A 12,990-nucleotide genomic window follows, 5' to 3' on the forward strand; every position below is an offset into this window, starting at 1 on the left:
TCGATGTTCGATGTTTTATCAGCGATTTCGGCACTTTTATCAGCGATGTTCGGTGATTTATCAGCGTTTCTGACACTTTTATCAGCGATGTTCGGTAGTTTATCAGCGATTTTGACACTTTTATCAGCGATGTTCGGTGGTTTATCAGCGATTTTGACACTTTTATCAGCGATGTTCGGTGGTTTATCAGCGATTTTGGCACTTTTATCAGCGATGTTCTCCGGGTTACCGGCGTTTCTGGCACTTTTACCGGCGATGTCCTCTGGGTTACCGGCATTTCTGGCACTTTTACCGGCGATGTCCTCTGGGTTACCGGCGTTTCTGGCACTTTTACCGGCGATGTTCCCCGTTTTACCGGTAATAAAATTAAAAAAAAGATGCATCGCAACATAATTTTGCAATGCATCTTTTATCGGATTGGTCGAACGTATACTTCCGTCTAAGTAATTAGTTTAGTGCGACCAATACATGTTATCATGCTGGTAGCACAGACTCTACGATTGAAACATCAGCCATAAGCATTTCTTTCAAACGAGCTTTAGCACGGAATAAACGAGATTTCACAGTACCAATTGAAACTTTCATAATAGATGAGATTTCAGCAAGTGAGTATTGGTCTATGTAAAAATACCATAATGTTTTACGATAGATCCCATCTAATTGCTCCATTTTATCCTGTACTAATTTAGTAACAACATCTTTTTCAATTTTTTCTTCAGTCGAAATATCATTATTGGGAACCAAATCTAAAATCGGTACGTCTAATGTTTCAGGTTGGTTCATCATGTATTTACTACGTCGAACTTTTTTACGATAGCGATCTCTAAATGTATTCATTGTAATTGTTGTAAGCCAAGCTTTAATATGCTCCACCTCGGCAACGCTATCCTCATAGCGCACAACTTTTACCCATACTTCTTGCATTAAATCTTCAGCTTCAATATTATTGCGAGTAAGTTTTAAACATAAATGATATATATAACGATTGTATTCCTCATATACGCCTTCTAATTTTTCATTCATTGTGTATTCCTCCGCTTCTTGTTCTTGCTTCTATACACATTCTCGCAAAATAATGTATTACACTCTATCGTATTGGCTTTCAATTACATTACAATCGTGTAAGCTTAAATCCTTTCACTTGTAATATTCGTAAAAATTGTTTTACTACTATATTACTTTTTCAAAGAAAAGCTACTCAGCACGCCTCTTCTGCTACTTTTTTATTGTATTCCCAATAGTATTTACTTAAATTACCTAACTCAAAATTCAGAAATTTATGAAAACAAGTGAAGGATTATCGTTCGATTCCTCACATCATTTAAATCGGGTTGCTCTGATGAGCGCTGCCCTAAATCTGCTCACTAGTGTCCGTTCATATTAAACTGGTCCCAAAACAGTATTCACAAATAAGAACTTTTTCGACATAACAAACCCCCTGTTCGTTCAAAACAGGGGGTTTATATTTTAAATTTCTTTTCTGCTACGACGTAATAACAAGCATGCTAAAGCTACTAAGATTAAACCAAGTACTTGATATAAAGTTGTGTTACTTTCCCCTGTTTGAGGTAAGCGTTCAGCTTTATTTGGAGTTTGTTGCTCCTCTTGGTCAACTTTTTGATTTTGAACAGCATTGTTGACATGCTTTTCTACTGATGGCTTTTCTACTTCCTTAGACGCATTTCCTGAGTATTTCGGTTTTTCACTCTGTTCCACCGATTGTTCTGGTTTCTCTGGAATTTTTTGTTCCTCTTCTACCTTACCTGCATCTTCAGAGTCTTTCGTTTTTTCACTTTGTTCCACTGGTTTTTCACTCGGCTCCACTGGTTTTTCACTCGGCTCTACCGGTTTTTCACTTGGAGCCATTGGTTTTTCACTTGGCTCTACCACTTTTTCACTTGGAGCCACTGGTTTTTCACTTGGAACTACCGGTTTTTCACTTGGAGCCACTGGTTTTTCACTTGGAACTACTGGTTTTTCACTTGGAACTACCGGTTTTTCACTTGGAACTACTGGTTTTTCACTTGGAACCACTGGTTTTTCACTTGGAACTACTGGTTTTTCACTTGGAACTACCGGTTTTTCACTTGGAACTACTGGTTTTTCACTTGGAACTACTGGTTTTTCACTCGGTTCCACTGGTTTTTCACTTGGCGCCACTGGTTTTTCACTTGGGTCCACTGTTTTTTCACTCGGCTCCACTGGTTTTTCACTTGGAACTACCGGTTTTTCACTTGGAACTACTGGTTTTTCACTCGGCTCCACTGGTTTTTCACTTGGAACTACTGGTTTTTCACTCGGCTCTACCGGTTTTTCACTTGGGTCCACTGGCTTTTCACCCGGCTCTACCGGTTTTTCACTTGGATCCACTGGTTTTTCACTCGGCTCTACTGGTTTTTCACTTGGGTCCACTGGTTTTTCACTCGGCTCTACCGGTTTTTCACTTGGGTCCACTGGTTTTTCACCCGGCTCTACCGGTTTTTCACTTGGATCCACTGGTTTTTCACTTGGGTCCACTGGTTTTTCACTTGGGTCCACTGGTTTTTCACTTGGGTCCACTGGTTTTTCACCCGGCTCTACCGGTTTTTCACTTGGGTCCACTGGTTTTTCACTTGGGTCCACTGGTTTTTCACTTGGGTCCACTGGTTTTTCACTTGGATCCACTGGTTTTTCACTTGGATCCACTGGTTTTTCACTTGGGTCCACTGGTTTTTCACTTGGATCCACTGGTTTTTCACTTGGATCCACTGGTTTTTCACTTGGATCCACTGGTTTTTCACTTGGGTCCACTGGTTTTTCACTTGGGTCCACTGGTTTTTCACTTGGATCCACTGGTTTTTCTATTTTGGTATTTAAAATATCATAACCATTAACTTTAGACTCATATCCCTCTACAGGTTGCTCTTTTACAGCATATTGGATTTCTTTACCTTCTACTGTGTATTGGTCTAAGTGATCGAATTGATATTTCCAACCATTTTCTGCTGTTGCTGTTTTTGTAACAATAACCTCTCCATCTTTGAGTAAATCTACTTTGATTTCTGAAGGGCGATCTTGTTCACGATCGTTGCTCCAAGTTTTCGTTCCCTCAATCGAGGTTTTTTTCAAACTATTAGAAATCGGTAATTCAATACCTTTTGCAGCATCCTCGTCTATTGTAAATGGAATTTTCTTACTCGCGTCAAATGTTACATATTCAGGAGCTGATACTTCTTGTACATAGTACTCACCAGCTTTCAAGTTTGGTACTTCTACAATTCCTTTGTCATTGGTTGTAAAATCGCCAATTTGTTGACCACCTGATGTGAAAACTTTAAATTGAACACCTGGAATGACTTGTTCTTTATGATCATCTATATATTTCAGTATTCTTAATGTACCTTTAGCTGGTAAATCTCCTACAGCCCCACCATTGGCTGAAATGTTTTTTACTTGAGCCTCTTTTTTCTCGTGTACTGGCTGTTGATTGTTAACTTTGTAAGTCAAATCATATCCATTCTTCAAATATTCTTCATTTACGCCTTCAGCTGTAATAGTCGTTTTGTAACCTACAGTAAACGACATTAAACTTGCACGATCTCGATAAATCATTACATTAAACGTATTATCACTCGTAAAACTTACATATCCATACCCTTTACTTTGAAACTCTTCAGGTGTGAGTCGTTGATTACCTAAGTAGCCATCTGTTTGGATATAAAAACTATCTTTTAGAATTTGTTGACCGCCTTTTGAAGTATCTTGTAACACGATATCACTATCAAGATATTCCTTCTTTAAGTTGAAGTTTAGGAACCAACGAACTTCGTCTGAATTATTTGGCTGAATATCTCCTGTTTTATAGAAGAAGATTCCTGGCGAAGAACCGCTACTAGCTGGATGAGTAATTTTTACAGCTTGTTCACTTAAACTTGTTCCAAAGTTCGTATTAATCGTTTTTGAACTTCCAGATTCTACGTTTGTTGCTTGAATAGTAAATTCAAAGAAACCTTTAATATTTTCACGTTTATCTACTTTACTATTAAACGTACACACAACTTGTTCGCCAGTCACATTACACGTACCATAATCATCTAGATTAATCGATTTATTAAAACCTTTTAATTCAGGTGGTAATGTCATTGTGATTGTATCGCCTGATTTTAATTTCAAATTAGGCTTTTCACTAAAGGTTACACGGACTCCTGTTTGTTCTCCGTATGTTAAATCTGTTTTTGTAATTTGCGCACTATCAATAAGCATTGTATTGTTTAGTTCATTTGCTTTTCCTACATTGGGTACTATTGTTTGAAATAGTACGACTACAAAACATAATAATAATGGAAATAATTTCTTGGCATGCATGTTTATAAACCTCCTGTTTGAATTTCAGAGTATCGTATGTAGATTCCCCATTATCGCTAAACTTTATATGATTCATATTATTTCAGTAAAAATTTCTTGCTTTGGATTTTAGTGAAAGGAAAACTTTACAGACCTTTTTACTATCGATATAGAACCTAACAAAATCTCGTAGGTGAGTAAACTCTCAATAATATAAACCAAAAAGCACCTAAAGTAATATAACATACGACTAAAGAATTGAAAAATATTTTAAGGATTCCCAAAACATTACTATAGTACCATTTTATAAAAATGTTTAGAAACTAGTATTTTTATCAATTTCGCAAACCTCAATAAGATCCATTTTAAGGAATTAAAAAATGTTAATAGAACCATATTTTACTTTTACAATAAATACAAACTGTGCCAAAAGTTTTTTTACATTAAATTATCTTTTTCGACAATTTTTTTACTTATAAATAAAACAACGCCCACACTCCCTTCATCATGTTAATTACAATAATTTACAACAGTGTCCTCTAGGTGTATGTAGTAGTTCACACCCCCTCGTTCTTTTGGATTTAATCTTTTCAATGGAATCCATTAGCTAAAATAAAAAGAACACCCCATTAAAGGTGTTCTTGGATTTGCGCTTGTAGGCCATTCATTGACTTTTGAAGGTATGATCAGCATGAACTCTTCTTACTTTAATTCATTGACTTCATTCTTATTTAACAAAAGCATAGGAGTCAGTAATAATTGCTACAGCTATGTTGTCTGTTGTTCCCTTAATCCGCACAAAACATAAAATTGCTGTATAAATGGAAGGAATGGTCACCCCATGATAAAAAAAGCTCAACATACCTAAACGATTATTTACAATTGACGCTGGTTGTTCATGATCTTCTCCCCCATCTCTCATCACGAATCTATTACTCAATAAACAATTTAATGTTACAGATATACCCCTTGCACAAAGAATGAGTATTCAGTCTTTTCAATTAAAAAAGCGCGCTAATAAGGGACTATTATAAATATCACAAAGACTACCCAGGACTTATTTCCTTTAATTTTCCATAACAAAATATGTATGTTTTCTATACTACTTCTTATAAATGACAATTTACTAACTTCAAACATAGCACTTTATGTTCACTACTTAAAAACTACTATCAGGGTTTTTTTTCAAATTATTAATACTTATTTTATATTTTTTTAATTTTTCCTTCTCTTATTAATAGCTTAGATGTAGTATACTATTACATAATCTAAATTACTCAATATATCCAAAGTTATTAGTATATACCACAATAATAATAAGGAATTTTGAAGATAGTTGAGACAAGGGAGGTAATACATATGAAAAACTTTTCAATTAAACAGAAAATTCTAACACTTATTACATCTGCTGTTATTTTTTTGCTAATTATTTCGGGTGGAGGTTTTTATTATATTAACGATATGGCAAAAAGAACTAAGGATATGTACGAAGAGTCACTTTTGCCAATCCAATATCTCGGTCAAATTCGAACTGACATTCGTGCGATGGATTCTTTCGTTTTAGAGCTTATGATTACTATGGATACTAAACGTAATACCGAGCTACAATCGAACATCACAGATAGATCTCAAAATATTGAAGAATCAATTGTAGAATTCAAAGACTCTTACAGCGGAAATGAAAATGAACGAAAACTGTTAGAATCTATTCAATCTAATCTTGACGGTTATTTTAGTACTATGACAGAGGTCGTTGATTTGGCTAGTAAAAACCGAAACGAGGAAGCTTATTCTTTATACACTACATCTATGCAGGATTTTCGTGAGAAAGTGGCAAATGATGCACGTGATCTAATGATTATATGTTCTGATGATGCTGAACAGTTGAATAAAGCAAATGAACAAAGTCTATACACTACTATGCTCATTTCTGCCATTCTCACTGTTATAGCCATTATTTTCTTTATTGCATTGGCAACATGGATTAGCCGTTTAATTGTAAATCCGGTTAAAGAGTTGCAGGCTAACATGTTAAAAGCAGGCGATGGAGATTTGACTGTACAAGGTACCTATTCGTCCAAGGATGAAATCGGTCAATTAACCCAATCATTTAATACGATGATTAATAATATTCGTACTACCGTAACAAAAGTCAATGAAACTGCTAATCATGTAGCCGCAGCATCTGAAGAGTTAAATGCTAATGCAGCAGAAACTACGAAAGCAACAGAGATGGTTGCCAATACGATGGAAACGATCGCTCATGGTTCAGTAGAGCAACTAAACAATGTCTCTAGCACCGTCAATACCGTCAATGAGCTTTCAACAGGTGTACAACAAGTAGCTGGGAATGCTCAAGCTGTAACCGAACTTTCAGGTGATTCTTTATCTCTAGTGATACATGGTATAGATGCCGCGAATCAAATGAATCAACAAATGATGGACATCACAGAACGAGTAAATGGCTTATCAGAAGTTGTCGACGTGTTAGGAAAACGTTCCAATGAAATCGGTCAAATTATTGATTCAATTACAGCAATTGCTGAACAAACAAATCTCCTTGCCTTGAACGCCGCAATTGAAGCCGCACGTGCTGGCGAGCATGGGAAGGGCTTTGCTGTCGTTGCAGATGAGGTTAGAAAATTAGCAGAACAGTCCGCTATTTCTTCAAACCAAATTGAAGTGTTGATTTCAGAGACGCAGAAAGATACTCAAAAGGCCGTTGAATCAATGAAGTTAGTAACAACGGGAGTTAATGAAGGGATTAAAACAACAGAAAATACACGTACAACTTTTGCTTCCATTCAAGATGCCATTCAAAATGTTACGATGCAGGTAGAAGAAGTATCTGCAGCGGTTGAGCAAATGGCCGCAGGAACTGAAGAAATTGTTGGTAGTATGAATACAATCCACTCTATAACTAGATCTACTACCGCCGGCACTGAGAGTATTTCTGCTTCGTCCGAAGAACAAATGGCAGCAATGGAGGAAATTTCATCATCTGCTTATTCACTAGCAAGCTTGGCAGAAGAGTTAAGAGACTTGGCAGCTCAATTCCGAGTTTAATATGATTTCTAAATGCAGTACCTCTTTATACAATTTGTCACTAACGATTAGGGATCACTTCATTTTGGAGTGATCCCCTATCTTTTAAAAAAATCTGTAAGGATTAAGTTCGGTGTTGAACCGGACTTAATCCTTTTTCGTTTTGTATAGGATGTTTTTTATGTAAAAGCTGAGGCGCCAATACGCCCTTATTAATTTCCTTCATCACCTCCTGAATCTATGAGAAAAAAATTTTTCCCCATCCATTTAAAATGGTTACACAAAACATTACGAGTTGACGCTATGTAGAAGAGAGTCTACGAAAATCGTAGACTCTCTCTATTAATACTCAGACCTAATGCATGAGTTAAAGTCACCTTTTTACCACAATTGTATAAGCTTAAAAAGCTGATTCTAAAGAACCGTTGATTTACAAATTAAAGTGGCTATTTCTCTCAACTAATAAAAAATTATCTTCGATTAATAACAAATAAATTGTAATGTTAGAACAATTTTCTCGGATAATCATATATTAAATTTAGGTCATCTATTCCACAGTGTTAATAAAAGAGCCACGTTACCCAATAATATAAAATAACTAATGTAAAGATGACTGTAGGTGGAATCACAATAATCGTAACTTTAATATATTCCCACCATGTGATTTTTACCTTACCTTTCCTTAAGATGTGCATCCACATTAGTGTTGCAAGGGTACCCATAGGAAGTAACAGCGCACCTATGTCACTTCCTATAATGTTTGCTAAATAAGCAACTTTCAAGGAAATAGGGTCGAGCCCCATATTGGTTAACGTAATAGTTCCAACCATAAGCGCAGGGTGGTTATTAAAGATATTAGAAAGTACCGAAAGTAGTGCGCCCATTAAGACGCTTGTATTGAGTAGGTTTTCTGAAACCAGTGGGCGCATAAAATGAATTAACCATTCTGTTAAGCCAATATTATTGAGACCATAGATGATGACATACATACCAAATGCGAAAACGATAATATACCAAGGTGTTTTTTTTAACATATCACCTGGAGGTATTTTTAAATAAGCCCATCTCCACCCTAAAAGAATGAGGGATCCAATTACCGCCATAATAGAAATTGGAATTCCTAAAAACGAGGCAAAGAACAGACTTAACCGAACGCAAAATACAAATAGAAGTACGTTTAGCATAAACCTAGTACGCTTTTGCTTCGATTGTCCTAAAGCAATTTGTTTAAGTGGATGATAAGAAGGAAGTGACATCCCTGCTACATTTGTAGGAACAGTTTTAGGTATGTTCTTTTTGAAGTATAAAAACAGTAAGCCAACTAGTAGTAATAAACCGATTGTTGCAGGGACAAACATCATTGCTGTATGTGAATACAAAGTCATATCGACAATTTTTAATGCAATTAGATTTACGATATTACTTACCCCGATTGGAGCACTGGATGCTGTTGCAATTAAACCTCCAGAAAGTAAATATGGAATCTTTTGATGATTTTCTAATCCCATATTGTTTAATAACATTATTAATATTGGTATTGCGATTAAAATACTACCGTCATTATTAACGAAGAGTGTCATGAGAAAGCATAAGAGATTGACATACCAGAATAATCGAATGCCAGACCCGTTTGCTTTTTCAGCAAGAAGCTCTGCAACCCAGTTAAAGAACCCAAAGCTTTCTAATACAATCGCCATGACAATTGTAGCCATGATGGTAATCGCAGCATCACTGATGGTTTGTAAAATTGTGACGAGATCTGTCATGGTCACACTACCGCAAAGTATTACAATAATCGCGCCAACCAATGCAGGAATAGCTTCATTCATATTTCTAGGTCTCCAAAAAATGAAACCAAGAGTAACTAAAAATGTAAGTATTGTTATTACCTCGAATATTTGCATAGTATTTTCACCTTCAAGCAGTTTTTTGATTCTAAAAAATAACTTATTATTAGACTAAAATAATAGGCTCTCCCTCTCATTCATTAGGTTAGTGATGCTGTCTTAGTATAAATATGTAAAAAGTTAAAACTCCCTTAGTTTTATACCTACTTTCTCCAATATTCATACTAAATTACCTAAATATTAAAATAGTATGCTGTAAAGAATTAGATTGATTTAAAGCAAACATAAAAAGGCATGTGTTCAAGCAAATTCTAAACTCATGCCATGTATTTCTTTAAGTTTTGGATAAAGAGACGTCTAAAATAGTGTTAGATCCTTAATTTCAACCAAATAAAAATAGGTCGTTTAATAATTCAGAGGTGTTCCTCCTAATAGGATGAACTCTTTTTTATTGTTAAAGAAACTATAAAGTAATCGCCATCTTGAAATTGAAATAATTAATTCAATCGCAAACATTTAGTTTACGGGCGTTTGGAAAAGGATTTTGGATGCGCTTTAGCACCGTAAAGACATAAAAATATTGACATAAAAGCAATTTCAAATGAATAAGTTGTGATGATTGGTACATTGCGATTAGGAATTAAATACCTTACTTTTTCAAGTTACAAGTCTGGCAAGTGTACTTGAGGAGACATCAGTGCCATATTGACACCTATTGATACCCCAGCAACACTAATATGGATATTTATTTTAAAAAGCATAGAAAATTAATCTAACGAAGGGATAGCTTAAAGTAGTATTTTAGTCATCCCGATTAGCTTATTGATTAATTTATTCAGTTAGTATTTGTGGATAGTTTGAGTACTTATATAGAAAAGGAGGTAAATTTGATTTTGTTATTGCAAAATTTAAATAAAGAAATTGTTGGCATTGAACTCTCGGGAGGAAAGATATTAAAAGGTTCAGTGATTGATTCGAGTAGTGACATTATTGTGATTTATAATGGAAATATGTTTGTCTATTTACCAATCGATCATATTCAAACTTTAGAAATCGATTATGACAATGAAGATAATGTTCAAGAACCTTCAGAAAGACCGGCATTTGATTCTCAAGTGTCGTCTAGTAAGGACCTAACCCTTACAAATATACTTTCACATGCAAAAGGAATATACGTGGAGATTTTTGTAACAAAAAACCAAGCACTACATGGAGTTATAACGTCTGTTAGGAATGATTATTTTGTATTTGAATCTCCTATTTACAAAACCATGTTCATTTCAACAAAACATTTAAAATGGCTCATTCCATATTCTAAAGATCAGTTTCCTTACGGACTAAGTGAAAATGAATTTTTAAGCCTGTCGTCTAGTAACAATCAGTCACTAAACGATACATTCGAATCTCAATTTGACCAACTTAGAAATCAACTTGTTGTATTAAATCTTGGAAAAGAATTTTCCCATATAGGTAGAGTAATAACTGTAAAAGGTCAAATTATCGAGATACAAAACGGGAAATCTAATTCAACGTATTTTAACCTTTCACATATTCAAACTGTTCATCAAGTGTAAGGTGCGTCTATTTTGTTATGTAGGTTATTTTTTTGTTTCCTTTTATCAAAGTAACTAGGGGTTGCGTTTTAAGAAAGTTTGTCACTTTTTTGTTACAGTTTTTGCACTAAACCAGCGGATAGTTTATCGATATTTTGAGATCAATTTTCGCCTTGGCGTAATTCATTATGATACCTTAATTTCATTGACATACTAGTTTTTCAACAACTTGAAGCTGAACTAATTATTGATATTAGTTCAGCTTCAAATCACATTATATAAGAAAATTTGTTGAATGGATGTTTATAGTTGAATAGACATGCCTCGGATCAATCAATAAAATTTAGTATACAAGAGGACGTGTCCGAAAAGAGTCTAAGAAAGTACAATTAAGAAATTACAAATTTTAGTCGAGCTTTATCGCTCGAGACAACGGTCAATCAGCTAAGCTAGCGAATATGGTATGAGGTTGAACTGGTTTTAGAAACATTTGATAACGCAGTAGCAGCGCAAAATCCACTACTAGGGCTAAGTATACATACGGATTTAGGTTCTACAATATACAAGTGAAGCTTTTGACGAGCTTATAGAAATACGAAATGATTCCGCTATTCAGCTGAAAAGGATATTCATATGACAATGCGTGACTCGAATCATTTCGTAATACAAAATCATTACCTTCTTCTATTTCTCGCATTTCTTCCCCTATCATTCACTACGTTTTCATTTTTTTGTTTATTGCTGTTTTCTGTCTTATTATTAGGGCTTTCATTGCTATCTTTTGCTTCACTATTTTTTTTTTCATTCGTTTTTTCTTGATCTTTCTTTCCTTCATTCGTTTTTTGTTGATCTTTCTGTCCTTCATTAGCTTTTTCTTGATCTTTCTTTCCTTCATTAGCTTTTTCGCTCTTTGTTCCTAAACTAATATTTCGAACATGATACATTGCTAGACGGATAATTTCTTCTTTAGAAAAAATAGTAATATAATCGTCCGAAACCTCATCCATTATTCCTTCTAACATTTCTGGACCCCCACGATTCACTTTAACCCAATGATGTCGTAGGCTGCTTACTACTGCTTTAAAATCAGGTGCAAGTAGGTACGAACCTGCTGCTGGATCTGCAGCACTAAATGCCATCCCATCTCTTGGGTTAAGAGAAATGCTTTTAATGTGCTGCGTTCTGTAGTAAACAATCCCATCTTTTTCTGTTAATAATACAAAATGATCGTCTTCAGCAGCCATTAACTTCCCTATACGTGATTCAGGACCTCCCCGATCCACTCTTATAACTTTATTCATTAACGTAAGCAGAAGATCTTTATTCATTCCTTTAGCCTCCTAATAGTATTGTCTTGTTATCTATATGTATATTTGAGTAATCGACCTATGCAAAATGCCCATTTAGGTAAAAATAGAAGACTAGAAATCGGTTCGTCCAGCTTTGAATTATTCTTTTCGCAAACGTTCTTCGTGACCAATTTCAGCAAAAGTTCCTCCCCCCAAGTGATTGTGCAGTCTTATCGAAAACGAGGCACGATGGAAAATCTCATGAAAGATGCGAAAAATGGTTTTGGCTTCGATCACCTCTTGTTTCGTATATGAACGATTCTTTTAGGCAGGACACCTCAAACCTTTATAACAAATTCGAACGTGACAATTTAAAAGAACTTATAGAAATAGTTGAGGTACTAGGTTAATAGCAGCACAAAAAACATCTACTCTCTTAGAGCGGATGCTTTTTTGATTGGAGATTATCCTATAGATTATATGTTCAAGTTTTAAATTTTTTACATCTGATGTAACTATAGGTGCTCCTATTCTAACCTCACTTACAGCAAGAATCGAAAGGAAAAATCTATTATTAGTAGTGATGCTTACTCCTGTAGCCTTACAAAATTATGGAAGCTCGATAAAAGGAATTGCAAGGTGAATAAACACAAAAAGACCTGAATCACAAGTCCCGGTCTTTTGCTAAATATATTAACTTAAACGGTTGGTAGCTTTCTAGATTACCCGAACAATAAATAAGCAACTCCTAAAATTACACAAACAATTCCGCCTAAAAATTGACCAATCCCAGACGCCTCTCCCATTAAAAATAGATTAAAAATATTTTTTCTTTTTTGAGTCTTTCCAAATAAAGCATCATCTGTTTTCATACGATAAATTCCCCAAGCAGTTAAAACAATACCAAAAACGATTATAATTAAACCTAACATA

General features: G+C 35.0%; 9 protein-coding genes and 1 pseudogene. 4 read left to right on the forward strand and 6 right to left on the reverse strand.

Features of this window, described 5'->3' with window-relative positions; translation table 11 throughout:
- Positions 1–3: 3 nt before the first annotated feature.
- Positions 4–393: a hypothetical protein gene (locus ACB089_RS22510; RefSeq protein ID WP_374964009.1), complete on the forward strand. Its 390-nt coding sequence runs from the start codon at positions 4–6 to the stop codon at positions 391–393.
- An 81-nt stretch (positions 394–474) separates the two neighbouring features.
- On the opposite strand, the gene ACB089_RS22515 is transcribed toward ACB089_RS22510, so the two are convergent.
- The 3 genes from ACB089_RS22515 to ACB089_RS22525 all read right to left on the reverse strand — a co-directional run bounded on the left by ACB089_RS22515 (position 475) and on the right by ACB089_RS22525 (position 5,248).
- Positions 475–1,023: an RNA polymerase sigma factor gene (locus ACB089_RS22515; RefSeq protein WP_068985177.1), complete on the reverse strand. Its 549-nt coding sequence runs from the start codon at positions 1,021–1,023 to the stop codon at positions 475–477.
- Positions 1,024–1,467: 444 nt separating this feature from the next.
- A complete protein-coding gene (locus ACB089_RS22520; protein WP_374964010.1) occupies positions 1,468–4,344 on the reverse strand; it encodes a Cna B-type domain-containing protein in 2,877 nt (958 codons plus the stop codon).
- 706 nt (positions 4,345–5,050) lie between these two features.
- Positions 5,051–5,248 carry a hypothetical protein gene (locus ACB089_RS22525; RefSeq protein ID WP_374964011.1) on the reverse strand — a complete coding sequence of 66 codons (198 nt, stop codon included), beginning with the start codon at positions 5,246–5,248 and terminating at the stop codon, positions 5,051–5,053.
- A gap of 434 nt (positions 5,249–5,682) precedes the next feature.
- Here ACB089_RS22525 and ACB089_RS22530 point away from each other — a divergent pair, with 434 nt between their 5' ends.
- Positions 5,683–7,389, forward strand: a complete 1,707-nt coding sequence (locus ACB089_RS22530; RefSeq protein WP_374964012.1) for a methyl-accepting chemotaxis protein — start codon at positions 5,683–5,685, stop codon at positions 7,387–7,389.
- 539 nt (positions 7,390–7,928) lie between these two features.
- Here the strand turns inward: ACB089_RS22530 and ACB089_RS22535 are convergent.
- Positions 7,929–9,272 carry an arsenic transporter gene (locus tag ACB089_RS22535; RefSeq protein ID WP_374964013.1) on the reverse strand — a complete coding sequence of 448 codons (1,344 nt, stop codon included), beginning with the start codon at positions 9,270–9,272 and terminating at the stop codon, positions 7,929–7,931.
- 830 nt (positions 9,273–10,102) lie between these two features.
- Between ACB089_RS22535 and ACB089_RS22540 the strand changes: the two genes are divergently transcribed.
- On the forward strand, positions 10,103–10,789 hold the full coding sequence (locus tag ACB089_RS22540; RefSeq protein WP_374964014.1) for a DUF2642 domain-containing protein: 687 nt from the start codon (positions 10,103–10,105) through the stop codon (positions 10,787–10,789).
- 653 nt (positions 10,790–11,442) lie between these two features.
- Here the strand turns inward: ACB089_RS22540 and ACB089_RS22545 are convergent.
- The gene (locus ACB089_RS22545; protein WP_374964015.1) at positions 11,443–12,096 is read right to left on the reverse strand and encodes a hypothetical protein; all 654 of its coding nucleotides are present in this window, start codon (positions 12,094–12,096) and stop codon (positions 11,443–11,445) included.
- 97 nt (positions 12,097–12,193) lie between these two features.
- Here ACB089_RS22545 and ACB089_RS22550 point away from each other — a divergent pair.
- A pseudogene (locus ACB089_RS22550) lies at positions 12,194–12,357 on the forward strand (transposase); the annotation flags it as partial.
- Positions 12,358–12,779: 422 nt separating this feature from the next.
- Here ACB089_RS22550 and ACB089_RS22555 read toward each other — a convergent pair.
- Positions 12,780–12,989 carry a hypothetical protein gene (locus tag ACB089_RS22555; RefSeq protein WP_374964016.1) on the reverse strand — a complete coding sequence of 70 codons (210 nt, stop codon included), beginning with the start codon at positions 12,987–12,989 and terminating at the stop codon, positions 12,780–12,782.
- Position 12,990 lies beyond the last annotated feature (1 nt).

Source organism: Lysinibacillus sp. RS10 (genome assembly GCF_041956855.1).
Classification (GTDB): Bacteria; Bacillota; Bacilli; order Bacillales_A; family Planococcaceae; genus Lysinibacillus; species Lysinibacillus xylanilyticus_A.

Excerpts from the sequence above, each read along its gene's own strand:
- ACB089_RS22510 (WP_374964009.1), top strand. The coding sequence starts at position 4 with ATGTTCGATGTTTTATCAGCGATTTCGGCACTTTTATCAGCGATGTTC.
- ACB089_RS22520 (WP_374964010.1), bottom strand. The coding sequence starts at position 4,344 with ATGCATGCCAAGAAATTATTTCCATTATTATTATGTTTTGTAGTCGTA.
- ACB089_RS22555 (WP_374964016.1), bottom strand. The coding sequence starts at position 12,989 with ATGTTAGGTTTAATTATAATCGTTTTTGGTATTGTTTTAACTGCTTGG.
- ACB089_RS22530 (WP_374964012.1), top strand. The coding sequence starts at position 5,683 with ATGAAAAACTTTTCAATTAAACAGAAAATTCTAACACTTATTACATCT.
- ACB089_RS22535 (WP_374964013.1), bottom strand. The coding sequence starts at position 9,272 with ATGCAAATATTCGAGGTAATAACAATACTTACATTTTTAGTTACTCTT.
- ACB089_RS22515 (WP_068985177.1), bottom strand. The coding sequence starts at position 1,023 with ATGAATGAAAAATTAGAAGGCGTATATGAGGAATACAATCGTTATATA.
- ACB089_RS22545 (WP_374964015.1), bottom strand. The coding sequence starts at position 12,096 with ATGAATAAAGATCTTCTGCTTACGTTAATGAATAAAGTTATAAGAGTG.